The sequence below is a fragment of the Phenylobacterium sp. NIBR 498073 genome (genome assembly GCF_027286305.1).
In the GTDB taxonomy this organism is placed as follows: domain Bacteria; phylum Pseudomonadota; class Alphaproteobacteria; order Caulobacterales; family Caulobacteraceae; genus Phenylobacterium.
Genome location: NZ_CP114599.1, coordinates 3,876,496 through 3,898,029, shown reverse-complemented (window position 1 = coordinate 3,898,029; position 21,534 = coordinate 3,876,496). Strand labels below are relative to the sequence as shown.

Genomic DNA, 21,534 nt, shown 5'->3' with positions numbered 1-21,534 from the left:
TGCAGATGACGGCCCAGCGTTTTCACCCGTCCCGGGGCCGGTTGGTGGACATTGGCGGACGGCGGATCCGCGCCACGCCGGCCGGACCGCAGACCGATCGCCCCCTGATCGTGCTGGAATGCGGCGCCTTCGGCTGCGCCGCCGACTGGGCGGTGGTGCAGGAGAAGCTGGCCGCCAAGGGCCTGCGCAGCTTGGCCTACGACCGCGCGGGCCTGGGCTATTCCGACCCCGGACCTGAGCCGCGCGACGGCCGCGCCATCGCCGCCGACCTGGAGGCGCTGCTGGCGCATCTGGGGGAGGGCGGGCCCGTGGTCTACACCGGCCACTCGATGGCCGGGCTGATGGCGCGGGTGTTCGTGCCGCGCAACCGCGAGCGCGTGCTGGGCGTGGTGCTGGTCGACGCAGTGACGCCGGAGATGCTGGAAGTTCGCCGTGCGGCGGCCGGCATCCATGCCTATCGCGGGGCGATGAAGCTGGTCGGCGCCTGGTCGGGGGCGGGCTTCATGCGGCCGGTCTCGCTGGTGATCGGCGACCTGATCGGGCTGGAGGGCGAGGCGCGCAAGGAAAAGCGCCGGGTCTACGGCTCGGCCGCCCACACCCGCTGGGCCGCCGAGGAAGTGCAGAACTGGCCGCGCACCTCAGGCCAGGGGCGCGAGGCCGGCCGCTTCGCCCCCGAGCTGCCGGTGGCGGTGGTGACGGCGGGCGGCGCGAGCACCCAGGCGCGGTTGAAGGCGCTGCAGGTCGTGCCCGCCGAACTGTCGCAGCACGGCTATGTCGAGCACGTCAGCGGCGCCAACCACGCCAACCTGCTGGGCAAGGCGTTCGCCGACCCGATTGTCGCCGGGATTGAGCACGTGTTGACGACGGTGGGGCGTTAGCGCTCGCGCACCACCACGCCGCAGGCGGCGAGCAGTCGTTCGCGCACCAGGCTGCGGATCGTCAGGCCCGGTGCTTCTTCCAGCAGCGGACAGGCGACCGCCGCGCCGTCGAGCACGACCGGCAGGGCGGCGCGGGCGCGGGCCGGGATTGCGCGCAGGGCCGCGCGCTGAGCGGGCGGCAACTGGGCCGCGTGGCCTGCCAGGGGGGCGATCACCGCCACCCGCTCGGTGGTGATTTCGAAGCGGCCATCCCAGACCAGCTGCTCGCCCGGCGCCAGCATCTCGCCGGCGAGCCCCGCGCGCAGCAGCTCTCCCGGCTCGCGCATGAACAGCACCCTGCCCTCCTTGGCCTGGATCCGCGCGCCGCCGAGAGTGGCGATGAACGGCTCCTCGCGGGCCAGATGCTCGATGATCCGCGCCAGCCGGTCGGTGCGCGGCGGCCGGGCGGTTCCGGCCGCACAGAGGGCGGCGGCGGCGACCAGCCGGGGCGGCAGGTCGCCGCGGGGCAGGGTGACGACGCCGGCGGCGTCGACCTCGGCGGCGGTGGCGAGGGCGGCCAGCTGCGGCGCCGGCGGTTCGGGCGGGGCGGGAGCTTCGGCGCCGGCGAGACGGGCGCGTGCGCGGGCGAAGCGCGGATCGTCATTGGCCGGATCGTCGATCCAGCTCTCGCCGTGCTCGCCCAGCCAGTCGCGGACCTGCTGGCGGGAGACCGCCAGCATCGGGCGCAGCAGGAAGACGCCGCGGCCTTCGGGCCAGACCGGCGAAGGGGCCCACTCGCGCGGCGAGGGGGTAGTCGAGCCCTCGGCGCGCATGGCGGCCGCCTCGGCCAGGTCGCTCGCCGTGTGGCCCATCAGGATGACGGACGCCCCGATCGCGCGGGCGGCGTCGGCCAGCAGCCGGTGGCGGGCGGCGCGGGCGGCGGCCGGCAGGCCCTGGGCGGGCTTCTCGCCGGTCCAGGACAGCGGGTGGAAGCTGGCGTCCAGCCGCACCGCGAGCGCGGCGCAGTCGGCGGTCCAGCCGGCGCTGTCGGGATTGAGGCCATGATCGACGGTGAGGATCGCCAGCCGGCGACCGCGGGCCTGGGCCCAGTCGGCGGCGATCAGGGTCAGGGCGCGGGAATCGCCGCCGCCAGAGAGAGCGACGGCGATCGGCGCGGCGGAGCCGGGGTCGAGCCGGCGGTCGAGGACGGCGCCGACGACCGCGGCGAGGTCGTTCAGCCCGAGCACTTGGCCTGGGTGCGGGCCTGGGCCGCGCGGGTCTGCACGGTGGTCGAGGCCTTCGGATAACGCCGGGCCAGCTCGGCCAGGGTCTGGCAGGCGTCGGCCGGCTTCTTGAGGGCGATCAGGGCGCGCGAGAGCTCCAGCACCGCGTCGGGCGCCCAGCTGGTCTGCGGCCAGCCGCGGATGGCCGCGATGTAGGAGCCGGCGGCGTCGGCGTGGGCGCCCCGGGCGGTCAGGGTCTTGCCCAGCCAGTAGCGGGCCTCGGGCGCCTTGGCGCTGTCGCCATAGGCCGAGACATAGTCGCGGAAGCCGGCCTCGGCGACGGCGTAGTCACCGGCCAGCATCGCCTGGCGCGACTGGCTGAAGGCCTCGCCGGCCGACAGGCCCGTGTTCGGCGCCGGGCCGCCGGCCAGGCCGCCGTCTGCCGGCGCGGAGCCGGTCGCCGCCAGCGCCCCGCTCTCAAGATTGGCGATGCGGTCGGAAAGCGACTTGTTCTCGGCGCGCAGGGCCTCGGCCTCGCGCTTGGCGAGCTCGGCCTGGCGGCCGGCGTTCTCCAGGTCGCCGGTCATCCGGGTCATGGTCTGTTCCATGTCGGCCAGGCGGCGGCTGACCTCCTGGAGCTGGTAGTCGGTCTCGGCCGGCTGCACGACGACCGGCTTTCCGGTGTCGCGGCCCTGGAAGACGATGGCCCGCAGCTCCCGCATCACCTGTTCCATGCGGTCGAGGCGGCGGGCGTCGCGGGCGTCCAGCGGATCCATCGGGACCTGGGCCACGGCGGTGGAGGCGATCAGGGCGAGGGCGAGCGGCAGGGCGAGACGGGCAAGCTTCATAGTCGACATCATCTGCAGGAACGGACGGCCAAAATGGGGCTGTTCGGTGGGAGGCGTAAAGTAGAGCGCAAATGCAAAGAGGGGACCCGAAGGCCCCCTCCCGCAAACGTTCAGCAACGTCGCTTACTGAGCGCCCGAGGTGATCGCCGTGTGGGCGTTCCGGTTGCGCTGGTAGGCTTCCTCGTTGGCGCCGGCGTCGATCGGCTTTTCCTTGCCGTACGAGACCGTCGAGATCCGCGACGGCTGGACGCCGCGCTGGACCAGGTACTCGCGCACCGAGTTGGCGCGGCGCGAGCCGAGGGCGAGGTTGTACTCACGGGTGCCGCGTTCGTCGGCGTTGCCTTCGATGCGGATCTGGACGTTCGGATAGCGCACCAGCCAGGCGGCCTGGGCGTCGAGCAGCGGGCCGGCGTCGGCGCGGACGCTGTAGCTGTCGAGGTCGAAATAGACGCGGTCGCCGACGTTGACCGTGAAGTCCTGTACCGAACCGGGGATCACCGACGAGGTCGGCGGCGGCGCGGGGGCCGGCTCCGGGGCGGGCGCAGGGGCCGGCGCGGGCGTCGGTTCCGGCGCGGGGGCCGGCTTCGGGCGCGAGGCGCAGGCCGTGACCGAGATGGCGGCGGCTGCAACCAGGCTCAGTCGCAGGGCGTGCTTGATACTGAAGCTTTGCACGTTTGCTTCTCCAATTAATAAGTTACGACGACGGCGGTCCCCACAGCCAGTTCCTCGTTCTACCCGGCTTTGCCATGGGCGGACATTTCAAAAGTCCGTTGGGGGGGATTTTGAACCTGAAAACACTGGTTAATTCAGCAGCGGCGACCAGGCGGGGTCGGACCCGGAGCCCGGATAGGGCGCAGCGCGCTCGATCCGGCCGGTGACGTCTACGGTCCACAGGCGCGGGGCGCCGCCGGGGGTTTCGCGGCTGAACATCAGCACCCGGCCGTTGGGCGCCCAGGTCGGGCCCTCGTCGAGATAGCTGGTGGTCAGGATGCGCTCGTCCGAGCCGTCGGGCTTCATGATGCCGATGTGGAACTGGCCGCCGGCCTGCTTGGTGAAGGCGATGTACTCGCCGGTCGGGCTCCAGACCGGGGTGGTGTAGCGTCCGGAGCCGAAGGAGATGCGCCGCGCGCCGCCGCCGCTGGTGTCCATGATGTAGAGCTGGGCGCTACCGCCGCGGTCGGAGTTGTAGACGATGCGCGAGCCGTCCGGGGAGAACGACGGCGAGGTCTCGATCGACGGGTCGGAGGTCAGGCGGTTGGTCGAGCGGCTGCGCAGGTCCATCACGTAGATGTCGGTGTTGCCGGCCCGTTCGACCGAGAAGGCGACGCGGCCGCCGTCCGGCGAGAAGCGCGGGGCGAAGACCATGCCCGGGAAGTTGCCGAGGGTCTCGCGACGGCCGCTCTCCAGGTTGAACAGGTAGATCGACGAGCCCTCCGGCCGCAGGGCCATGTAGGTAATCTCCTGGCTGGTCGAGGAGAACCGCGGGGTCATGACGATGTAGGAGCCGTCGGTCAGGTAGGACGGGTTGGCGCCGTCCTGGTCCATGATGGCCAGCTGCTTGCGGCGGTTCAGGCGGTCGCCGCTCTCGGAGACGAACACCACGCGGGTGTCGAAATAGCCCTTCTCGCCGGTCAGGCGCTCATAGACCGCGTCCGAGATCTTGTGCGCCACGCGCCGCCAGTTGTCGGGGGTGGAGGTGAACTGCAGGCCGAGCAGCTGCTGTTCCGAATAGACGTCCCAGAGCCGGAAGTTGACGGTCAGCCGGCCGCCCTCGACGGTCACCTGGCCGTTCACCAGCGCCTGGGCGTTGAGCACCTTCCAGTCGGGGAAGCGCGGCTGGACGTTGACGTCCAGAGTCTTCTCAATGTGCGCGGCGGGCGGGATCGGGGCGAACAGGCCCGAGCGCTCCAGGTTGCCGGTGATGACCTGGGCGATCTCGGCGCCCTGCTGGCCGCCGAAGGCCGGGATGGCGATCGGCAGCGGCTTGATGTCGCCGCGGTTGACGTCGACCTCGATCTGGGCGCGGGCCGGAACCGTCAGGGCGGCCGACGAAATGAGGGCGGCGACGACGGCCAGGGCCAGGGTCTTCAGGCGCATGGTCTGGGGTCTCTCCTCTAGGAACAGGCTTCGCGGGCGTTGAAGTTGACCGCGATGCGGTCGCCGTAGAACTGCCGCGGCAGGGTGCGGAACGGCGCGGCCGCATAGACCGCGCGGATCGCGCGTTCGGCCGCGGTCTGGACGACGGGGTTACTGGAGCGCTCGGCGCCGCCGGCGTCGACCTGGCCGACCACCTGACCGCCGGAGCCGAGGGTGAAGACCACGCGGATGCGGACGTCGCGACCGCCCTCCACGTCGCAGTTCGGGTTCCAGCGGCGCTGCAGCTCTTCGGACATGCCGGCCAGCGCCGCGGCGGCCTGGCCGGTCCCGAGGTCGGGGCGGGCCTGCTGCGAGGTGGCGGCGCGGGACGGCCCTTGCGCGGCGGACGAGCGTTGGGCGCCCGAGCTCTTGGCCACGCTGGCGGCCAGGGCGTCGAGATCGAGACCCTTTTCGGCCTTGGGCGCGGGCTTGGCCGGGGCCTTCTGGGCAGGGGCGGCGGGCGCCGGCGCGGGCTTCGGCGTGGGGACCGGCTTGGCCGGAGCCGGGGCGGGCGCGGTCTTCGGCGCCGGCTTGGGCGGGACGGGGACCGGCTGCGGGGTCGGCTCGGGCGCGGCCGGCGGCGCTGGCGCGTCGGGAACCGGCGCCTCGGTCTGGGCGGGCAGCTCCTCGGGGCCCTGCTCGGCGGGGGCGAGGTTGGTCGACGGGGCGTTGGCCACGATGTTGACCGGCACGGCTGCGCCCATCGGCAGCTGGCGCGCCCAGGGCCATGAAATCAGGGCGGCCGCGATCACCCCTGCGTGGAGCAGGGTGGAGGCGAGCATCGCGCCGGAGAATTCGGACCGTTCGCGGGCCATCGACGCCTCAGCGCGGCTCGCCGCCCGAAGACGGTCCGCCGGTGTCGGTGATGAGGTTGATGCTGGTGAAGCCGGAGGTCGACAGCGCGGCCATCACCTGGGCGACGATCTGGTAGGAGGCGCGGCCGTCGGCGCGCACATAGATCGGCTTGGCATGGTCATCGCCCGCCATGGCCCGCAGGCGCGGGGCCAGACTGGAGAACGGCACCGCGTCTTCCTGGATGAACACTGCGCCGTCCTGGCGGATGGAGACGGTCAGCGGTTCCTTGGGATCCTCCATGGCGCCGGCCTCGGTCTTGGGCAGCTCGACCTCGACGCCGCTGGTCAGCAGCGGGGCCGAGACCATGAAGATGATCAGCAGCACGAGCATCACGTCGACCAGCGGCGTGACGTTGATCTCGGACAGCGCCCCGCGCGAGCGGCGGCCGCGCCGGCGCCGCGACCCGCCGGAGGCGGAGAAGGCGTCGTGGGAGGAAAGCGCCATGACCCTTAGCCCCGCTCGGCCAGGCGGCGCTGGATGGCGGTGGAGAGGTCGTCGGCGAAGCCTTCGAGCCGGCCGGCGTACTTGCCGGCGTCGGTCGAGAACTTGTTGTAGGCGATGTAGGCCGGGATCGCGGCGATCAGGCCGATGGCGGTGGCGAACAGCGCCTCGGCGATCGAGGGGGCGACGACCGCCAGGTTGGTCGACTTTTCCACGGCGATCGCCTGGAAGGCCTTCATGATCCCCCAGACGGTGCCGAACAGGCCGACGAACGGCGAGGCGGTGGCGACGATGGCCAGCGAGCCGAGGCCGTTCTCAACCCGCGCGCTCTCGCGGGCGATGGTGGTGTCGAGGGCGCGGTCGATGCGCTGGATCAGGAAGGCGGTCTGGCTTTCGGAGACCAGCCCCCGGGCGCGGGCGTCGCGCCATTCCTTGAGCGCGCCCTGCAGCATGCGCGGCAGCGCCTGGGTCGGGCGCTCGCCGGCCTCGGCGGCGATGTCCTCGAGCGAGCGGCCCGAGGAGACCTGGTCTTCGAAGTCGCTGGCCTGCTTGTTGAGCTTGGTCAGTCGGACGGACTTGTCGATGATCACCGTCCAGGACCACAGCGAGGCCAGGATCAATCCGATCATCACCGCCTTCACGACCCAGTCGGCGCGAATGAACAGATTGATGAAGCTGAAGCTGTCGGCGGTGATCGCAGCGGGGTCCATGCGCTCGTAGGGCTCCGTAAGAATGGCGGGCGCACGACTTCAAGCCGCCCGCGGTGGCGAACTTAAGGCCATGCCTTCTGGTTAACCGACGTCTAACGCCGAAATGGTGAAGGCGGTTTTACGAAAACCTTACGCGAAGAGCGGGCGCAGGATGTCGAGCATGCCGGCCGGCGGCTTGCGCGGGCGGCCGGCCAGGTCGATGCAGGCGGCCTCGACCTGGGCCGCGCAGATCAGCTCCTCGCCGCGCGTAATCCGCTGGCTGACAAAGAGCCGCGGGCCGCGGGCGGAATCGTAGGTGGTGCGGACGGCCAGGGCGTCGTCGATGCGGGCGGCGCGCTTGAAGTCGAGCTCCATGCGCACGATGGCGAAGGCGGCCGGATCGTCGCGGTCCAGCAATTCGGCGTGATGAACACCGGCGAGGCGCAGGAAGTCGGACCGGCCGCGCTCGAAATAGCGGACGTAGTTGGCGTGGTAGACCACCCCGGTGAAGTCAGTGTCCTCGTAATAGACGCGGACGGGCAGGACGTGTTCGCGCCCGTCGAGGACGCCGGCGGAGGGGAGCGGGGTCTGCATGGGCCTAGGTTTAGGGCCTAGCCTCAATCCGTGTCATCCCGGTTTGCGCAGCAAGACCGGGACCCATGAACACCAGATGGGTCAGGATGCGGCTGGACGGCACCCATTCTGCACGATCAGGCGACAATGGGGCCCGGTCTTCGGCTGCGCCGAAACCGGGATGACACCGAATTCCCTACTCGACCTGGCTGACGTCGCGGACCGCGCCGCGGGCGGCGTTGGTGGTCATGGCGGCGTAGGCGCGCAGGGCCGGGGAGACGAGGCGCTGGCGTTCGGCCGGCTTCCAGGCGGCGGCGCCCTTGGCGGTCATCGCGGCGCGGCGCTCGGCGAGCACGGCGTCGGAGACGTCCAGCCGGATGATCCGCTCGGGGATGTCGATGGTGATGGCGTCGCCGTCCTCGACCAGGCCGATCACCCCGCCCTCGGCCGCCTCGGGCGAGACGTGACCGATCGAGAGGCCCGAGGTGCCGCCCGAGAAGCGGCCGTCGGTGATCAGCGCGCAAGCTTTGCCCAGCCCCTTCGATTTCAGGTAGCTGGTCGGATAGAGCATCTCCTGCATGCCCGGGCCGCCCTTGGGGCCTTCGTAGCGGATGACCACCACGTCGCCGGCGACGATCTTGCCGGTGAGGATGGCGCTGACCGCCGCGTCCTGGCTTTCGAAGACGCGGGCCGTGCCCTTGAACTTCAGGATCTCCTCGTCGACCCCGGCGGTCTTCACGATGCAGCCGTCCTGCGCGAGGTTGCCCGACAGCACGGCCAGGCCGCCGTCCTGCGAGAAGGCGTGCTGGGCTTCGCGGATGACGCCGCCCTGGCGGTCGAGATCGAGTTCCGCCCAGCGGCGGTTCTGGCTGAACGCGGTCTGGGTCGGCACCCCGCCCGGCGCGGCCTTGAAGAAGGTCTGCACCGTCTCGCTGTTGGTGCGCTTGATGTCCCAGCGGTCGAGCGCCTCGCCCATCGACTTCGAGTGAACGGTCGGCAGGTCGGTGTGCAGCAGGCCGGCGCGGTCGAGTTCGCCGAGAATGGCCATGATGCCGCCGGCGCGGTGGACGTCCTCCATGTGGACGTCGGCCTTGGCCGGGGCGACCTTGCTGAGGCACGGCACCTTGCGCGACAGGCGGTCGATGTCCTCCATGGTGAAGTCGACGCCGGCCTCGTAGGCGGCGGCCAGCAGGTGCAGCACGGTGTTGGTCGAGCCGCCCATGGCGATGTCGAGGCTCATGGCGTTCTCGAACGCCTTGAACGAGGCGACCGAGCGCGGCAGCACCGAGGCGTCGTCCTGTTCGTAGTAGCGGCGGGTGATGTCGACGATCAGGTGGCCGGCTTCGAGGAACAGGCGCTCGCGGTCGGCGTGGGTGGCCAGGACCGAGCCGTTGCCGGGCAGCGACAGGCCCAGGGCCTCGGTCAGGCAGTTCATCGAGTTGGCGGTGAACATGCCCGAGCAGGAGCCGCAGGTCGGGCAGGCCGAACGTTCGATGACGGCGACTTCCTCGTCGGAGATCTTGTCGTCGGCGGCCGCGACCATGGCGTCGACCAGGTCGAGGGCGACCTCCTTGCCCTTCAGGATCACCTTGCCGGCCTCCATCGGACCGCCGGAGACGAACACCGTCGGGATGTTGACCCGCAGCGAGGCCATCAGCATGCCCGGCGTGATCTTGTCGCAGTTCGAGATGCAGACCATGGCGTCGGCGCAGTGGGCGTTGACCATGTACTCGACGCTGTCGGCGATCAGTTCGCGCGAGGGCAGGCTGTAGAGCATGCCGTCGTGGCCCATGGCGATGCCATCGTCGACCGCGATGGTGTTGAACTCCTTCGCCACGCCGCCGGCGCGCTCGATCTCGCGGGCGACCAGCTGGCCGAGGTCCTTCAGGTGGACGTGGCCCGGCACGAACTGGGTGAACGAGTTGACCACCGCGATGATCGGCTTGCCGAAGTCCGAGTCCTTCATGCCGGTGGCGCGCCACAGGCCGCGGGCGCCGGCCATGTTGCGGCCGTGGGTGGTGGTGCGGGAGCGATAGGTCGGCATCGGGGTCGGTCCTGACGAGTTTGCGCGCCCCACCCGTAGCCAATCGCGACCAGTTCGTGAAATATATTAAGCAGACCCCATTAGGTCGTGTGGGATATCAGGCGTGGACACCCGCCAGCTTCGACATTTCCGAGCGGTGGCCGAGACGCTGCATTTCGGCAGGGCGGCCGAGCAGCTCGGCATGACCCAGCCGCCGCTCAGCCAGTCGATCATCGCGCTGGAGCGCGAGCTCGGCGCGCCGCTGTTTGTGCGCACCAAGCGGCAGGTGGCGCTGACCCCGTTCGGCGAGCAGTGGCTGGCGCATGTGAAGACGGCGCTGGAGGAGCTGGAGGGCCTGCTGGAGATCGCCCGCCAGCTGCGCGACGGCCAGACCGGACGGCTGGAGCTGTCGTTCGTCAGCACTGCCGACTACAGCATCCTGCCGACCCTGGTGCGGCGCTATTCGGCTCTGCACCCCGAGGTCGAGATCGCGCTGAGCGAAGCGACCAGCGACGTGCAGATCGCCGCCCTGCTGGAGGGGCACGGCCACGCCGGCATCGTCATTCCGCCGCCGGGCGGCCTGCCGGCCCAGCTCAGCTATCGGCGGCTGCTGGTCGAGCCGCTGGTGGCGGCCGTGCCGCAGAGTTGGGTCGAGGAGGGGCGATTGGCGCACGAAGACGGGCGGCTGGCGCCGGGCGCCCTGATCGGGGCCGCGGGCGTGATCTTCCCACGGCGGGTGGCGCCGGCGTTCTACGACCTGGCCATAGAGACGCTGAAGTCGCTGACCGGCGGGGCGCGGATCGTCCAGGAGGCGATCCAGATGCAGACCATCATCGCCCTGGTCTCGGCGGGGATCGGGGTGGCGCTGGTCCCGGCCTCGCTGCGCCATCTGGCGCGGACCGGCGTGCGCTACATGAGCCTGCCGGGCGAGGGGCCCTATCTGGAGAGCGGCCTGGTCTGGCGGGCGGACGACGCGACGCCGACGCTGCGGCGGTTCCTGGACGTGGCGTTGCAGCCGCTGGCGTGAGTTTTCCTACAGATGTCGTCCCGGAAGGCGCGCAGCGGCTGTCCGGGCCCCATGAACACCGGATGGATCACGATACGGCGCAGCCTCGCCAAGTCTTGAGGCTCCAGCGCGAATGGGTCCCGGTCTTGCTTCGCAAACCGGGATGACACGTGGGGGGAGCCGGGCCCCTACTCGTCGAACAGGGTCGGCTGGCCGCCGGGGGTCGGTTGCGGCGGCGGGGTCAGGCCGAGGTGGGCGTAGGCCTTGGCGCAGGCGACGCGGCCGCGCGGGGTGCGCTGGATGAAGCCCTGCTGCATCAGGAACGGCTCGATGACGTCCTCGACCGCGTCGCGGGCTTCGGCGATGGCGTAGGCGATGGTCTCGACCCCGACCGGGCCGCCGCCGTAGTTGTCGATCATCGCCTGGAGATAGCGGCGGTCGAGCGCATCCAAGCCGGCCTGGTCGACGTCGAGCCGGGCCAGGGCGCGGGCGGCGGCCTTGCCGTCGATCACCTCGACCCCGTCGGCGGCGGCGAAGTCGCGGACCCGGCGCAGCAGCCGGCCGGCGACGCGCGGGGTGCCGCGCGAGCGGGCGGCGATCTCGCCGGCGCCGTCGGGCGCGAGGCTGAGGCCCATCTTGCCGGCCGCCCCGGCCAGCACCTTGGAGAGCTCGGCGTGGGTGTAGAACTCCAGCCGCAGCGGGATGCCGAAGCGGTCGCGCAGGGGCGTGGCCAGCAGGCCGGCGCGGGTGGTGGCCGCGACCAGGGTGAAGGGCGCCAGGTCGATGCGGATCGAGCGGGCGGACGGGCCCTCGCCGATCACCAGGTCGAGGACGTGGTCCTCCATGGCCGGATAGAGGATCTCCTCGACATTGGCCGAGAGGCGATGGATCTCGTCGATGAACAGGACGTCGCGCGGTTCGAGGTTGGTCAGGATGGCGGCCAGGTCGCCGGCCTTGGCCAGCACCGGGCCGCTCGTTGCGCGGAAGTTCACGCCGAGCTCGCGGGCGACGATCTGGGCGAGCGTGGTCTTGCCCAGGCCCGGCGGGCCGAACAGCAGCACGTGGTCGAGGGCTTCCTCACGGGCCTTGGCCGCTTCGATGAAGACCTTGAGATTGCCCTTGGCCTGCTCCTGGCCGACGAATTCGGCGAGGGTTTGCGGGCGCAGGGCCTTGTCGTGGACGACCCCGGTTTCGAAGGGCTGGGCGTCGGGCGAGACGATGCGGGTCATGAATTTTCCGCCCCTGCGAAGCGGGGGAGGGGGGAGGGAAACTGATTTCCCCTCAACGTCCCAGCTCCTGCAGGCCGGCCTTGATCAGGGCGGGGATGTCGGCGTCTTCGCCGAGCCGCAGGGCGGCCTGTTCGACGACGCGGCGGGCGTTGACCTCGGCGACGCCGAGGCCGAGCAGGGCGGCGACCGCCTCGCCCACCGCGCTGGGCGGCGGCGGGGCGGCCGGGGCGTGAATCTGGGCGTGGAAGGCCGCGACCGGCCCGTCGGTCAGCTGCTTGTCCTTCAGCTCGGTGATCAGGCGCAGGGCGAGCTTGGGGCCGACGCCGTTGGCGCGGCCGAGGGCGGCCTTGTCCTCGCGGGCCACAGCGGCGGCGAGGTCGGGCGGGGCCAGCACGTCGAGCACGGCCAGGGCCGCCTTGGGGCCGACGCCCTGGATCGCCAGCATGACCACGAAGGCGCGGCGCTCGTCGCGGCCGAGGAAACCGTAGAGTTTCATGCCCTGGGCTTCGGACCAGATGCTCTCGACGTGCAGGACGGTCTCCTCGCCCAGCGCCGGCAGGTGGCCGAGGGTGCGCGAGCCGCAGCGCACGACATAGCCGACGCCCGCTACGTCGATCAGGGCCTCTTCCTCGCCGACCTCGGCGACCAGTCCGCGCAGACGCCCGATCATGCGGCCGCTCCGATGCGGCGCAGCTTGCGATGGTGAGCGTGGGCGATGGCCACGGCCAGGGCGTCGGCGGCGTCGGCGGTGGTCTTGCCGGCGGTGGGCAGCAGGCGGGCGATCATGAAGCCGACCTGGTCCTTCTCGGCCGCGCCGGTGCCGACCACGGACTTCTTGACCACGGTGGCGGCGTATTCGGCGACCGGCAGGCCGGCTCTGGCCGGCACGATCATCGCCATGGCGCGGGCGTGGCCGAGCTTCAGGGCCGAGGCGGCGTTGTTGTTCATGAAGGTCTCCTCGACCGCAGCCTCGTGCGGGGCGTGGGCGGCGACCACCTCGGTGATGGCCTCGAACAGCGTCAGCAACCGCTCGGAGAACGGCAGGGATTCCTTGGGGGCGATCACCCCATGGGCGACATGGGCCAGGCGCGCGCCGTCGACCGTGATCACGCCCCAGCCGGTGCGGCGCAGGCCGGGATCGAGGCCGAGGATACGCAAGGGAGCGGGCATGGGAATCGGCGCGTTCGTCATCTGTTCCAACGAGGGATACAGGACGTCGCCAGGGTTAAGCAAACGTTGAGGGAGGGGCCTGAGGCGCCGAGAGTTGAAGGAACCGTCCATGCGACCAGAGGGTTGCCTCTTTCGTGCAAGGAAGGATGCGGCATGGACTATCGACTCTTTGTGCTGAACTCGGCCGGCAAGTTCGCTGACGTCGAAGAATGGGAGTGCGCCTCCGACGAGGAGGCGCTGGAAAAGGCGGCGCACAACCGCCACGCCTTCGGGGCCGAACTCTGGCAAGGCAAGCGCCACCTGAGCACCTTCGCCGGGCCGATCACGGCCGGGGCGGGGGACCGGGCAGCCTAGGACCGCCAGACGCGGAAGGCGTCCCAACCGGCCTGGATCAATTCGCGGGGCAGGCCGGCGATGTCGGTGAGCATCAGGGCGGGCGCGAAGATGATCGCCGAGGCCCCCGGGACGAGGAAGATCAGCAGGAACAGCCCAACCATGGCCAGGCCCTCGAATTTGCGCAGGCCCTGGCGGATCGAGGCGGGCAGGAACGGGCGGATGACGCCGTAGCCGTCGAGGCCCGGGACCGGCAGCAGGTTGAGCACGAAGGCGGTCGCCTGCAGGAAGGCGAGGAAGGCGAGGGCGTCGCAGAGCATGCGCGCGCCGGTCGTGGCGAGCGGCGAGAGCGCCACGGCCCAGATCGCCGCCACCAGCACGATCAGCACCAGCAGCGTGCCCAGCGGCCCGGCCAGCGAGGCCAGGGCCCGCCACCAGCGATTGCGCATCAGGTCCTCGCGCAGATAGACCGCGCCGCCCGGAAAGCCGATGCCGCCGAGCACCACGGCCAGGATCGGGATGACGATCGAGACGCCGACGTCGACGTACTTCAGCGGGTCGAGGGTCAGGTAGCCCTTGGCGCGGATGGTGTGGTCGCCGGCCTTGTGGGCGATGAAGGCGTGGCCGAACTCGTGGGCCATGACCGCCAGGATCCATCCGAGGATCACGAAGACGAAGGTCGCCAGCCGCGCGGCCAGCTCGCTGGGCGCGTAGACCAGGAAGGCGCCCGAGGCCAGCCAAGCGGCCAGCAGGATCAGGGCGTTGGGGCTGACGCCCGGGCGGGGTTCGAGGGTCTGGTCCTGGGTCATGGATTCCGGGCGGCCGGGCCGCTCAGCGAGGCGATGGCGTGGTCCGGCCCCTTGGCGACCACGAGGTCGGCGCGGGCCCGGGCGTGGATGATGTGGTCGTGCAGGTTCTTCAGGTTCACGTCGCGCCAGACCATGCGGGCCAGGCCGTCGGTCTGCTCGCGGGTCATGTGGCGGAAGCGGGCGTAGAACGAGGACGGGTCATGCTCGGCCGCCTCCCAGAGCTCGAGGAAGCGGGCGACGTACCAGCGCTCGAGGTCGGCCTCGTCGGCTTCCAGGTAGATCAGGGCGTCGAGCAGGCCGGCCGGCCCGGTGTCGGGATGGCGCAGAGTCAGCCCCTCGATGACCAGCACGTCGGGCGGGTCGAGCCGCCGGGTCAGGGCCGGGTCGATGTCGTAGACGACGTGGGAATAGGCCGGGAACTCGGCGGGGCCGCTGCGGATGGCGCTCAGCGCGGCGCGCAGGGCGGCGTGGTCGTAGGTGTCGGGCGCGCCCTTGGCGCCGAGCCGGCCGCGCGCCTCCAGCACCGCGTTGGGATGCAGGAAGCCGTCGGTGCAGGCGATCTCGACCGGCGCCGAGCCCGCGGCCGCCAGGTGGTCGGCCAGGTCCTGGGCGAAGGTGCTCTTGCCGACGGCCACCGAGCCGGTGACGCCGACGATGAACGGCCCGGCCGCCGGACGCAGCGGGGCCAGCAGGTCGAGAATGCGGGGCAGGCTCACGGGCGGCTCGCGATTGTGGAGCGCGACTATAGTGGCAGGCCCGCGACCTTGGCGAGGTTGGGCTTGGGGATCGCCGAGACGAAGGCTCCCTGGGCGTTGGCCTTGTCGCGGGCGAGTTCGGCCCAGGCGGCGGCGAAGCCGGTGGGGCTGGCCTTGCTGGGGCCGGCGATGGCGAAGGTCGGCTGGCGGCCGGCGAGGGCGGCGGTGAGCGCGGCCCAGAGGTCGAGGTTCTCGGTCGGCGCCGCTTCGCCCTGCGGCGGTCGGCCGGCGGCGATCAGGGCGGCGGTGCGGGCGACCGCGGCGTTGTCGATCTGGATGGAAGCCACTCCCTTCGGCAAATCCTTCAGCGCCGCCAGCAGCGCGATCAGGGCCATTCGCTCGGGGGTGGTGTAGCGGTCGCCGCCGGCCTGGCCCGAGGCGGCCTTGTCGTGGCTGCGGACATAGGCCCAGCCGCCGCACTTGAAGGCCTGATGGTAGCTGGTCTGGATCCAGATCGCGGTGCTCATGGCCCGGCTCTAGCAGTTTGCGCGAACCCATGCATGATCGCTCGACCAGAGAGAGTAAGTCATGCCCGCCACCACCAATCACACCAGCGTTGAAAAGCTGAACCAGGCCAACGAGGGCAAGCTGCCCGGGCACCTGGGCCTGGTCATCACCGAGGTCGCCGACGGCAAGGTCGTGGGCCGGCTGAAGGTGCGCCAGGACCTGGTGGCGCACACCGGCTACCTGCTGGCCGGGGCGGTGCTGTCGGTCGCCGACATCCTCTGCGCCTATGGCGTCTCGACCGCTTGGCCGGAGGGGGCGAACGGCTTCACGACGGCGGAGGTGAAGGCCAACTTCGTCGGCACCCTGCGCGAGGGCGAGGCGATCTGCACGGCCCAACTGCTGCACGGCGGGCGCACCACCCAGGTCTGGGACGCCACCGTCGAGGACGCGGCCACCGGCAAGCTGATGGCGGCGTTCCGCTGCACCCAGATCATCCTCTATCCGCGCGCCTGACGCTGGGCGGGGTCGGCCTCAGCCCAGGGCGGCGACCGCCTTGAGCGCGAAGGCGACGTCCTCGGGCGTATTGCGGATGCTGGGGGTCAGCCGGGCGTGGGACACGCCGTAGGGCGCGTCCGAGCCGATGATCCGCCATTGCCGCAGCCGCGAGACGACGCCGCGGGCCGACATGCCGGCGACGTCGAAGCTGACGATGCCGGCGGACATGGTCGGGCTGATCGGCGTGCGGACCCGGACGTGGGGCATGGCGGCCAGGCCGCTCTTCAGCTGGCTGGCCAGGTCGTGGGTGCGCCGGGCCACGTGCTCCTTGCCGATCCCTTGATGGAACTGGAAGGCGTCCGCCAGGGCCCAGACGTGTTCGAAGGCCTTGAAGCCGCCGGGGGTCATCCGCGCGGCGGTGGTCGGACCGGGGTCGAAACCGCCGATCCAGGCAGAATAGGCGTTCGAGGCCAGGAAGCTGGGGATCACCGGCGACAGCTTCTGCAGGGCCTGGGGCGAGAAGAACACCACGCCGGTGCCGCGCGGCCCGAACAGCCATTTGTGGCAGCCGGCGACCAGCACGTCGCAGCCGAGCTCGGGCAGTGTGGTGTTCTCGACCCCGAAGCCGTGCACCCCGTCGACGCAGAAGATGACCTGGTCGGCCGGCTGGCGGGTCGCGTTGATCGGCCTCAGGGCGTCGGCGATGGCGCGGATCGGCAGCTTCAATCCCGTCGAGGAGTGGACCCAGGTCAGGGCCAGCACCCGGGTGGCCGGGGTGATCGCACGGGTGATGCGCGAGACGATATCGAGCGTCGAGGCGGTCTCGGCCCCGTCGTGCAGGGTGATCTTGCGCACCGAGAAGCCGTTGCGCATGGCCGAGAGGCGCAGCGACTCGTGGGTGACGTAGTAGTCGTGGACGCTGGTCAGCACTTCCTGACCGTAGCGCACGGTCAGGCCGCCATAGAGCAGGCCGATCCCGGAGGTGGTGCTTTCGCACAGGGCCACGTGATCGGTCGGCACGCCGAAATAGGCGCCGGCGGCGGCGCGCGAGAGGTTCTGGCCGCGCTTGTTGTTGTGCTCCAGGTAGGTGACCGGGTTGCGGTCGAGCGCGGCGCGGTGGCGGGCGATGGCCTCGCGCACCGGCCGGGGATTGGCGGCGAACAGCATGGCCGAGAGGTCGACCTCGCTCCAGTCGAGGTCCCACTGGGCGCGCAGCCGGCCCCAGTCGGGCGGCGGGCGCGTTCCCGGCGCCGGCGGGGGCGCAGCTTCCGGCAGCGGCGGCTCGTCGTCGAACTCGGCCGAGGGCGTCTGCAGCGATGGCGCGGCGGTCGCCGCCGGCGCCGGCGCCGGCGCGGGCGCGGGCGCGGGCGCGGGCGCGGGCGGGGCGGGCGTCTTGGGTTTACGGCGAGGCCAGGCGGCCGCCTGGCCGGCCGCGCCCGCTGCAGGAACCACGAGGCCGAGCGCCAGCAGGTGGCGGCGGTTCAGTTTCGGCCGATCGCCGGCGTCTTGCATGCTGCCCTCCAGAACTCCCACTGAGGACAATGCGCAGCTTGTCGCCGGAGTTTCGGCCATCGGGTGAAACCCGCAGAGGCACGGCTATTCGTGGCGGGGGGCCAGCTCGAAGGCCGTGACCCGCGGGTCGGCGCAGAGTTCGGCAGCGATCGCCTGGCCGGGGACGGGGCCTCGGCGGCGGAAGGTGGCGGCGAACTCGAAGCCCTCGCCGTTCGCCAGCAGCCGGTGGGTGACGACGTCGGGCGCCAGGTCGTGGCGGCCCAGCAGGGCGACCAGCTCGTCCTCGGTCGCGTAATCGGTGGGGGCGTAGCGGATGACCAGATCGACGTGGTGGTACTGCGGGAGCTTCACCTCCAGCAGCCGGAAGCCGACCAGGACCAGCAGGGTCAGCACCGTGCCGGCGATCGCCAGGCTGAAGAAGCTGATGCCGTAGAGCACGCCGAGGACGGCGGTGGTCCACAGCGAGGCGGCGCTGGTCAGGCCGCGGACCGAAAATCCCTCCTTGAAGATCACCCCGCCGCACAGGAAGCCGATGCCGGTCAGGACGCCATGCGCCATGCGCACCGGATCAATGCGGATGACGTCGTGCGGGGTGCCCTCCATCCAGCGGAACTGGTGCACCGCGGCCAGCATCAGCAAGGCCGAGGCCAGGCACAGCAGGATGTGCGTGCGCACGCCCGCGGCGCGGCCGCGATACTCGCGCTCGAAGCCGATCAGCCCGCCGGCGGCGACCGCCCCGGCCAGCGGCGCGAAATACTCGATCACCCAGTCCATGGACGTCAGAACGCGCGAGGTGCGGTTAAGCTTCGCAGGGGGTGAAAACCACGCCGCAAATCAGCCAACATCCTGTTATCGAAGGGCAATGGCCGCGTGAGGCGGCGCCGTTGGGCGCAGCGCGGCTGGGGGATTGGAGAAATCGTGCGCAAGATCGTCTTGGTACTCGCCGTCGCCGGCATGGCGCTGGGGCTCGCCGCGTGCGGGCACAATGTCGAGCAGCGCGCCGCCACCGGCGCGGCCGCCGGACTGATCGTCGGCGGGCCGGTGGGCGCGGCGGTCGGGGCCGGGGTCGGCGTGGTGGTGAGCAAGGCCGCGGACAACTAGGGCCGTCCGCGGCGGAGAGGTTCGGCCTAGCCGAACTTCTCCATGTCCTCGTCGGAGATGTCGTAGTCGCCGTAGACGTTCTGGACGTCGTCGTCGTCGTCCAGGGCGTCGATCAGCTTGAGCAGGGTCGGCACGGCCTCGGCGTCGACATTGACGTAGGTCTTCGGCCGCCAGACGATCTTGCTGGTCTTGGCCTCGCCCAGCACGCCTTCCAGCGCCGCGGCCACTTCGGCGAAGTCCTCGAAGGCGGTGTAGACGATGTGGGCTTCTTCGTCGGACTCGACGTCCTGGGCCCCGGCCTCAATGGCCGCTTCCATCACCTTGTCTTCCGAACCGACGCTGGCCGGATAGGTCAACTCGCCCAGGCGGTCGAACTGGAAGGTCACCGAACCCGAGGCGCCGAGGTTGCCGCCGTTCTTCGAAAAGATCGTGCGGATGTTCGAGGCCGCGCGGTTGCGGTTGTCGGTCAGGCCTTCGACGATGATGTTGACGCCGCCCGGGCCGAAGCCTTCGTAGCGGACTTCCTCGTAGTTCTCGCCGTCGCCGCCGGCGCCCTTCTTGATGGCCCGCTCGATGTTGTCCTTGGGCATGGACTCGGCCCGCGCGTTGGTCACGGCCAGGCGCAGGCGGGGGTTCATCGCCGGGTCGGGCATGCCCGACTTGGCGGCGACGGTGATTTCACGCGACAGCTTGGAGAACAGCTTGGACCGCGCCGCGTCGGCGCGGCCTTTGCGGTGCATGATGTTCTTGAACTTGGAATGTCCGGCCATGTGTTTCTCTGAAAGGTCAGTGGGCGGCTTCTAGCGCCAGAGGCGTTTGAACGCCAGCGGGGCCGGAACCTGCTTGCCGCACAGGGGTTAGGCCTGCGCAGACACCGGAGCCTAGCCGATGACCGACTACTTCGACGACGTGATTGACGAAGAACCCACCGGATCCCTGGTGCGCTGGATGGACCGTCCGCCGATGCAGGTGGGCGCCGCGGCGCTGTCCGGGGCGGTGGCCGGAGCTTTCCTGCTGGGCGCGGTCGCGGCGCTGGGCCTCGTAATGCTGAGCCGCCGGACGACTATTGAGCCGCGACTTCGCAATCAATTCTCTCGACTGCTCCACTAGCCAGCCGGAACACGGCGTCCTGCGGCACCTCCTGCGCCAGGGTCTCGGCCCGCGGGAGGCCGAGATAGGTGCCGCGGACGACGCGGCCCGAGCCGCCGTGGCTGACCACGATCACCTTGCGCTGCGGTTCCGGCGGCAAGCTGGCCAGCCAGTCTCCGACGCGGGCCTCGACGCTTTCGTAGCTCTCGCCGCCGGGGGCTGCGAACTGCCAGCCGCCGCGGCCGAAGGTCTCCGGGTGCTCGGCGGCGAGTTCGTCGCGCAGGCGCCCGTCCCACTCCCCGAACGACACCTCGATGACCCGGCGGTCGGTTTCGATGGGCAGGCCGAGGGCCTCGGCGATCAGGCCGGCGGTGGCCTGGGCGCGACCGAGCGGGCTGGAAATCAGCCGCCAACCGTCAGGTTCGTCGATCAGGTCCCGCAGCAACCGGCCGATGGCCGCGCCCTGCGCGCGGCCGAGCGTCGTCAGCGGGGAATCGAGATGCCCCTGCTGACGCCGCTCGGCGTTGAACGCCGTTTCACCGTGACGGACGAGGTAGATCACGCGGCCACCGGCGCGCAGGCCAGGCGTTCCACCGTTCCATCCCAGAGGCGGAACAGCGCGTCCTGCGGGGTGTCCTGCTGCATGGTCGCCTCGCGCGAGAGCCCCTGATAGGCGCCGCGCATCAGCACCCCGGCGATGCCGTGGCTGACAGCGATGATCTTGCGGTCCGGCTCCGGCGGCAGGGCGGCCAGCCAGGGGCGGACCCGGGCGTCGACGTCCTCGAACCGCTCGCCGTCCGGGCTGCCGAACACCCATTCGCGCCCGGCGAAGGTCTCCGGATGCTCAAGGCGCAGGTCCGCGTACATGCGGTTCTCCCACGAGCCGCAGCCGACCTCGATCAGGGCCGGATCGATCTCCACCGGCAGGCGCAGGGTGCGCGAGACGATGGCCGCCGACTGGCGGGTGCGGCGCAGCGGGCTGGCGAGGATGCGCCAGCCCTCGGTGTCGCCGATCTGGTCGGCCAGGACGTTGGCCATGGCCTGGACCTGGGCCATGCCCAGCGAGGTCAGCTGGGAGTCGGTCTGGCCCTGGAGGCGGCCGTCGCGGTTGTAGTCGGTCTGGCCGTGACGCAGCAGGTAGATCATTTCTTGCGACGCACCACCGGATGCGAGGACGACAGGCCGCCGTCGACCACGATCGCCTGGCCGTTGACGTAGGAGCTTTCGTCCGAGGCCAGGAACAGGGCGGCGTTGGCGATCTCGATCGGCACGCCGCCGCGGGTCATAGGGTTGAGCTGGCCGATCTTGTCCTCGTTGCCGCGGGCCCGGGCGCCGTCGAAGATCGCCTGGGTCATGCCGGTCTCGATCAGGCCGGGGCAGATGGCGTTGACGCGCACGCCGGTGCCGTAGAACTCGTTGGCCGAGGTCTGGGCGAGGTTGATCACCCCGGCCTTGGAGGCCGAGTAGGGAGAGCCGCCGGCGCCCGAGCGGATGCCCGCCACCGAGGCGGTGCAGATGATCGAGCCCTTGCCGGTCGGGATCATCACCCGCGAGGCGTGCTTCACCAGCAGGAAGGCCCCGATCAGGTTGACCCGCAGGATCTCGGCCCAGAAGGCGCCGTCCTGCTCGTCGAAGCCGGTCCAGCCGCCGGAGATGCCGGCGTTGGCCCAGGCGACGTCGAGGCCGCCGAACTCGGCGGTCGCGGTCTTGACCAGGCTCTCGACGAAGGCCTCGTCGCCGGCGTCGCCGGTCAGGGCCACTGCCTTGCCGCCGGCCTCGGCCACCAGGCGGGCGGTCTCGACCGCGCCGTCGGTCTTGTCGGCGATGACGAGCTTGGCGCCCTCGGCCGCGAACAGCAGCGAGGCGGCGCGGCCGATGCCGGAGCCGGCGCCGGTGATGACGGCGGTCTTGCCCGAGAGACGTCCCATGGAAGTGTCCTTTGT

27 protein-coding genes are annotated in these 21,534 nt (G+C 71.0%); 6 read left to right on the top strand and 21 right to left on the bottom strand.

The features are described from left to right. Window positions 1-44 precede the first annotated feature (44 nt). A complete protein-coding gene (locus tag O4N75_RS19355) occupies window positions 45-878 on the top strand; it encodes an alpha/beta hydrolase (protein WP_269627063.1) in 834 nt (277 codons plus the stop codon). On the opposite strand, the gene tilS is transcribed toward O4N75_RS19355, so the two are convergent. The 9 genes from tilS to ilvD all read right to left on the bottom strand — a co-directional run bounded on the left by tilS (window position 875) and on the right by ilvD (window position 9,666). Next, window positions 875-2,095, bottom strand: coding sequence for a tRNA lysidine(34) synthetase TilS (tilS, locus tag O4N75_RS19350; RefSeq protein WP_269629393.1), 1,221 nt, complete (start codon window positions 2,093-2,095; stop codon window positions 875-877). The genes O4N75_RS19355 and tilS overlap by 4 nt on opposite strands. Further along, window positions 2,092-2,928, bottom strand: coding sequence for a tol-pal system protein YbgF (gene ybgF, locus O4N75_RS19345; RefSeq protein WP_269627062.1), 837 nt, complete (start codon window positions 2,926-2,928; stop codon window positions 2,092-2,094). Before ybgF ends, tilS begins: the two co-directional genes overlap by 4 nt. 123 nt (window positions 2,929-3,051) lie before the next feature. Next, on the bottom strand, window positions 3,052-3,600 hold the full coding sequence (gene pal, locus O4N75_RS19340; protein WP_267234422.1) for a peptidoglycan-associated lipoprotein Pal: 549 nt from the start codon (window positions 3,598-3,600) through the stop codon (window positions 3,052-3,054). 129 nt (window positions 3,601-3,729) lie between these two features. Then, a complete protein-coding gene (tolB, locus tag O4N75_RS19335; protein ID WP_269627061.1) occupies window positions 3,730-5,025 on the bottom strand; it encodes a Tol-Pal system beta propeller repeat protein TolB in 1,296 nt (431 codons plus the stop codon). Window positions 5,026-5,042: 17 nt separating this feature from the next. Continuing rightward, on the bottom strand, window positions 5,043-5,879 hold the full coding sequence (locus O4N75_RS19330) for an energy transducer TonB (RefSeq protein WP_269627060.1): 837 nt from the start codon (window positions 5,877-5,879) through the stop codon (window positions 5,043-5,045). Between the two features lie 7 nt (window positions 5,880-5,886). After that, a complete protein-coding gene (locus O4N75_RS19325; RefSeq protein ID WP_269627059.1) occupies window positions 5,887-6,363 on the bottom strand; it encodes an ExbD/TolR family protein in 477 nt (158 codons plus the stop codon). Window positions 6,364-6,368: 5 nt separating this feature from the next. Then, the gene (gene tolQ, locus O4N75_RS19320; RefSeq protein WP_269627058.1) at window positions 6,369-7,070 is read right to left on the bottom strand and encodes a protein TolQ; all 702 of its coding nucleotides are present in this window, start codon (window positions 7,068-7,070) and stop codon (window positions 6,369-6,371) included. Between the two features lie 129 nt (window positions 7,071-7,199). Beyond that, a complete protein-coding gene (ybgC, locus tag O4N75_RS19315; protein ID WP_269627057.1) occupies window positions 7,200-7,643 on the bottom strand; it encodes a tol-pal system-associated acyl-CoA thioesterase in 444 nt (147 codons plus the stop codon). A gap of 175 nt (window positions 7,644-7,818) precedes the next feature. Further along, entirely contained in the window at window positions 7,819-9,666 is a 1,848-nt protein-coding gene (gene ilvD / locus O4N75_RS19310; RefSeq protein ID WP_269627056.1) for a dihydroxy-acid dehydratase, read from the bottom strand. Between the two features lie 103 nt (window positions 9,667-9,769). Here ilvD and O4N75_RS19305 point away from each other — a divergent pair, with 103 nt between their 5' ends. Continuing rightward, on the top strand, window positions 9,770-10,672 hold the full coding sequence (locus O4N75_RS19305) for a LysR family transcriptional regulator (RefSeq protein ID WP_269627055.1): 903 nt from the start codon (window positions 9,770-9,772) through the stop codon (window positions 10,670-10,672). Between the two features lie 167 nt (window positions 10,673-10,839). On the opposite strand, the gene ruvB is transcribed toward O4N75_RS19305, so the two are convergent. Genes ruvB through ruvC form a run of 3 tightly spaced genes read right to left on the bottom strand, consistent with a single transcriptional unit; the run spans window position 10,840 to window position 13,050 of the window. Then, window positions 10,840-11,880 carry a Holliday junction branch migration DNA helicase RuvB gene (ruvB, locus tag O4N75_RS19300; RefSeq protein WP_269627054.1) on the bottom strand — a complete coding sequence of 347 codons (1,041 nt, stop codon included), beginning with the start codon at window positions 11,878-11,880 and terminating at the stop codon, window positions 10,840-10,842. Between the two features lie 52 nt (window positions 11,881-11,932). Further along, on the bottom strand, window positions 11,933-12,550 hold the full coding sequence (gene ruvA, locus O4N75_RS19295; protein WP_269627053.1) for a Holliday junction branch migration protein RuvA: 618 nt from the start codon (window positions 12,548-12,550) through the stop codon (window positions 11,933-11,935). Next, entirely contained in the window at window positions 12,547-13,050 is a 504-nt protein-coding gene (gene ruvC, locus O4N75_RS19290) for a crossover junction endodeoxyribonuclease RuvC (protein WP_269627052.1), read from the bottom strand. Before ruvC ends, ruvA begins: the two co-directional genes overlap by 4 nt. A 153-nt stretch (window positions 13,051-13,203) precedes the next feature. Here ruvC and O4N75_RS19285 point away from each other — a divergent pair, with 153 nt between their 5' ends. Further along, window positions 13,204-13,404, top strand: coding sequence for a hypothetical protein (locus tag O4N75_RS19285; protein ID WP_269627051.1), 201 nt, complete (start codon window positions 13,204-13,206; stop codon window positions 13,402-13,404). Here the strand turns inward: O4N75_RS19285 and O4N75_RS19280 are convergent. Genes O4N75_RS19280 through O4N75_RS19270 form a run of 3 tightly spaced genes read right to left on the bottom strand, consistent with a single transcriptional unit; the run spans window position 13,401 to window position 15,414 of the window. Further along, complete coding sequence (locus O4N75_RS19280) at window positions 13,401-14,192, bottom strand: site-2 protease family protein (protein WP_269627050.1); 792 nt, start codon at window positions 14,190-14,192, stop codon at window positions 13,401-13,403. The two genes, O4N75_RS19285 and O4N75_RS19280, sit on opposite strands and share 4 nt — an antisense overlap. Next, on the bottom strand, window positions 14,189-14,908 hold the full coding sequence (locus tag O4N75_RS19275) for a hypothetical protein (protein ID WP_269627049.1): 720 nt from the start codon (window positions 14,906-14,908) through the stop codon (window positions 14,189-14,191). The genes O4N75_RS19280 and O4N75_RS19275 overlap by 4 nt, the downstream gene beginning before the upstream one ends. Before the next feature lie 26 nt (window positions 14,909-14,934). Next, window positions 14,935-15,414, bottom strand: a complete 480-nt coding sequence (locus O4N75_RS19270; protein ID WP_269627048.1) for a ribonuclease H — start codon at window positions 15,412-15,414, stop codon at window positions 14,935-14,937. A gap of 61 nt (window positions 15,415-15,475) precedes the next feature. Between O4N75_RS19270 and O4N75_RS19265 the strand changes: the two genes are divergently transcribed. Beyond that, window positions 15,476-15,907 carry a PaaI family thioesterase gene (locus tag O4N75_RS19265; protein WP_269627047.1) on the top strand — a complete coding sequence of 144 codons (432 nt, stop codon included), beginning with the start codon at window positions 15,476-15,478 and terminating at the stop codon, window positions 15,905-15,907. A gap of 18 nt (window positions 15,908-15,925) precedes the next feature. On the opposite strand, the gene O4N75_RS19260 is transcribed toward O4N75_RS19265, so the two are convergent. Together O4N75_RS19260 and O4N75_RS19255 are read right to left on the bottom strand one after the other, a co-directional pair. Continuing rightward, entirely contained in the window at window positions 15,926-17,401 is a 1,476-nt protein-coding gene (locus O4N75_RS19260) for an aminotransferase class V-fold PLP-dependent enzyme (protein ID WP_269627046.1), read from the bottom strand. An 84-nt stretch (window positions 17,402-17,485) separates the two neighbouring features. Continuing rightward, the gene (locus O4N75_RS19255) at window positions 17,486-18,175 is read right to left on the bottom strand and encodes an MgtC/SapB family protein (protein WP_269627045.1); all 690 of its coding nucleotides are present in this window, start codon (window positions 18,173-18,175) and stop codon (window positions 17,486-17,488) included. 144 nt (window positions 18,176-18,319) lie between these two features. On the opposite strand from O4N75_RS19255, the gene O4N75_RS19250 reads away from it, so the two are divergent. Next, window positions 18,320-18,502, top strand: a complete 183-nt coding sequence (locus tag O4N75_RS19250; RefSeq protein ID WP_269629439.1) for a hypothetical protein — start codon at window positions 18,320-18,322, stop codon at window positions 18,500-18,502. A 26-nt stretch (window positions 18,503-18,528) separates the two neighbouring features. Here O4N75_RS19250 and O4N75_RS19245 read toward each other — a convergent pair whose 3' ends face one another. After that, window positions 18,529-19,272: a YebC/PmpR family DNA-binding transcriptional regulator gene (locus O4N75_RS19245; protein WP_267231149.1), complete on the bottom strand. Its 744-nt coding sequence runs from the start codon at window positions 19,270-19,272 to the stop codon at window positions 18,529-18,531. 118 nt (window positions 19,273-19,390) lie between these two features. Here O4N75_RS19245 and O4N75_RS19240 point away from each other — a divergent pair, with 118 nt between their 5' ends. Continuing rightward, the gene (locus O4N75_RS19240; protein WP_267231150.1) at window positions 19,391-19,612 is read left to right on the top strand and encodes a hypothetical protein; all 222 of its coding nucleotides are present in this window, start codon (window positions 19,391-19,393) and stop codon (window positions 19,610-19,612) included. Here the strand turns inward: O4N75_RS19240 and O4N75_RS19235 are convergent. The 3 genes from O4N75_RS19235 to O4N75_RS19225 are packed head-to-tail and all read right to left on the bottom strand — an operon-like array spanning window position 19,566 to window position 21,519. Further along, window positions 19,566-20,153, bottom strand: coding sequence for a histidine phosphatase family protein (locus O4N75_RS19235; RefSeq protein ID WP_269627044.1), 588 nt, complete (start codon window positions 20,151-20,153; stop codon window positions 19,566-19,568). The two genes, O4N75_RS19240 and O4N75_RS19235, sit on opposite strands and share 47 nt — an antisense overlap. After that, a complete protein-coding gene (locus tag O4N75_RS19230) occupies window positions 20,150-20,737 on the bottom strand; it encodes a histidine phosphatase family protein (RefSeq protein WP_269627043.1) in 588 nt (195 codons plus the stop codon). The genes O4N75_RS19235 and O4N75_RS19230 overlap by 4 nt, the downstream gene beginning before the upstream one ends. Beyond that, window positions 20,734-21,519, bottom strand: coding sequence for an SDR family NAD(P)-dependent oxidoreductase (locus O4N75_RS19225; RefSeq protein WP_269627042.1), 786 nt, complete (start codon window positions 21,517-21,519; stop codon window positions 20,734-20,736). The genes O4N75_RS19230 and O4N75_RS19225 overlap by 4 nt, the downstream gene beginning before the upstream one ends. Window positions 21,520-21,534 lie beyond the last annotated feature (15 nt).

What these genes read in the sequence shown, in the direction of transcription:
- ruvC (WP_269627052.1), bottom strand. Translation starts at nt 13,050, where the DNA reads ATGCCCGCTCCCTTGCGTATCCTCGGCCTCGATCCCGGCCTGCGCCGC.
- ybgF (WP_269627062.1), bottom strand. Translation starts at nt 2,928, where the DNA reads ATGAAGCTTGCCCGTCTCGCCCTGCCGCTCGCCCTCGCCCTGATCGCC.
- ruvB (WP_269627054.1), bottom strand. Translation starts at nt 11,880, where the DNA reads ATGACCCGCATCGTCTCGCCCGACGCCCAGCCCTTCGAAACCGGGGTC.
- O4N75_RS19280 (WP_269627050.1), bottom strand. Translation starts at nt 14,192, where the DNA reads ATGACCCAGGACCAGACCCTCGAACCCCGCCCGGGCGTCAGCCCCAAC.
- O4N75_RS19330 (WP_269627060.1), bottom strand. Translation starts at nt 5,879, where the DNA reads ATGGCCCGCGAACGGTCCGAATTCTCCGGCGCGATGCTCGCCTCCACC.
- O4N75_RS19245 (WP_267231149.1), bottom strand. Translation starts at nt 19,272, where the DNA reads ATGGCCGGACATTCCAAGTTCAAGAACATCATGCACCGCAAAGGCCGC.
- O4N75_RS19240 (WP_267231150.1), top strand. Translation starts at nt 19,391, where the DNA reads ATGACCGACTACTTCGACGACGTGATTGACGAAGAACCCACCGGATCC.
- O4N75_RS19270 (WP_269627048.1), bottom strand. Translation starts at nt 15,414, where the DNA reads ATGAGCACCGCGATCTGGATCCAGACCAGCTACCATCAGGCCTTCAAG.
- ilvD (WP_269627056.1), bottom strand. Translation starts at nt 9,666, where the DNA reads ATGCCGACCTATCGCTCCCGCACCACCACCCACGGCCGCAACATGGCC.
- ybgC (WP_269627057.1), bottom strand. Translation starts at nt 7,643, where the DNA reads ATGCAGACCCCGCTCCCCTCCGCCGGCGTCCTCGACGGGCGCGAACAC.
- O4N75_RS19265 (WP_269627047.1), top strand. Translation starts at nt 15,476, where the DNA reads ATGCCCGCCACCACCAATCACACCAGCGTTGAAAAGCTGAACCAGGCC.
- ruvA (WP_269627053.1), bottom strand. Translation starts at nt 12,550, where the DNA reads ATGATCGGGCGTCTGCGCGGACTGGTCGCCGAGGTCGGCGAGGAAGAG.
- tolB (WP_269627061.1), bottom strand. Translation starts at nt 5,025, where the DNA reads ATGCGCCTGAAGACCCTGGCCCTGGCCGTCGTCGCCGCCCTCATTTCG.
- O4N75_RS19285 (WP_269627051.1), top strand. Translation starts at nt 13,204, where the DNA reads ATGGACTATCGACTCTTTGTGCTGAACTCGGCCGGCAAGTTCGCTGAC.
- O4N75_RS19325 (WP_269627059.1), bottom strand. Translation starts at nt 6,363, where the DNA reads ATGGCGCTTTCCTCCCACGACGCCTTCTCCGCCTCCGGCGGGTCGCGG.
- O4N75_RS19225 (WP_269627042.1), bottom strand. Translation starts at nt 21,519, where the DNA reads ATGGGACGTCTCTCGGGCAAGACCGCCGTCATCACCGGCGCCGGCTCC.
- O4N75_RS19260 (WP_269627046.1), bottom strand. Translation starts at nt 17,401, where the DNA reads ATGCAAGACGCCGGCGATCGGCCGAAACTGAACCGCCGCCACCTGCTG.
- O4N75_RS19230 (WP_269627043.1), bottom strand. Translation starts at nt 20,737, where the DNA reads ATGATCTACCTGCTGCGTCACGGCCAGACCGACTACAACCGCGACGGC.
- O4N75_RS19255 (WP_269627045.1), bottom strand. Translation starts at nt 18,175, where the DNA reads ATGGACTGGGTGATCGAGTATTTCGCGCCGCTGGCCGGGGCGGTCGCC.
- tolQ (WP_269627058.1), bottom strand. Translation starts at nt 7,070, where the DNA reads ATGGACCCCGCTGCGATCACCGCCGACAGCTTCAGCTTCATCAATCTG.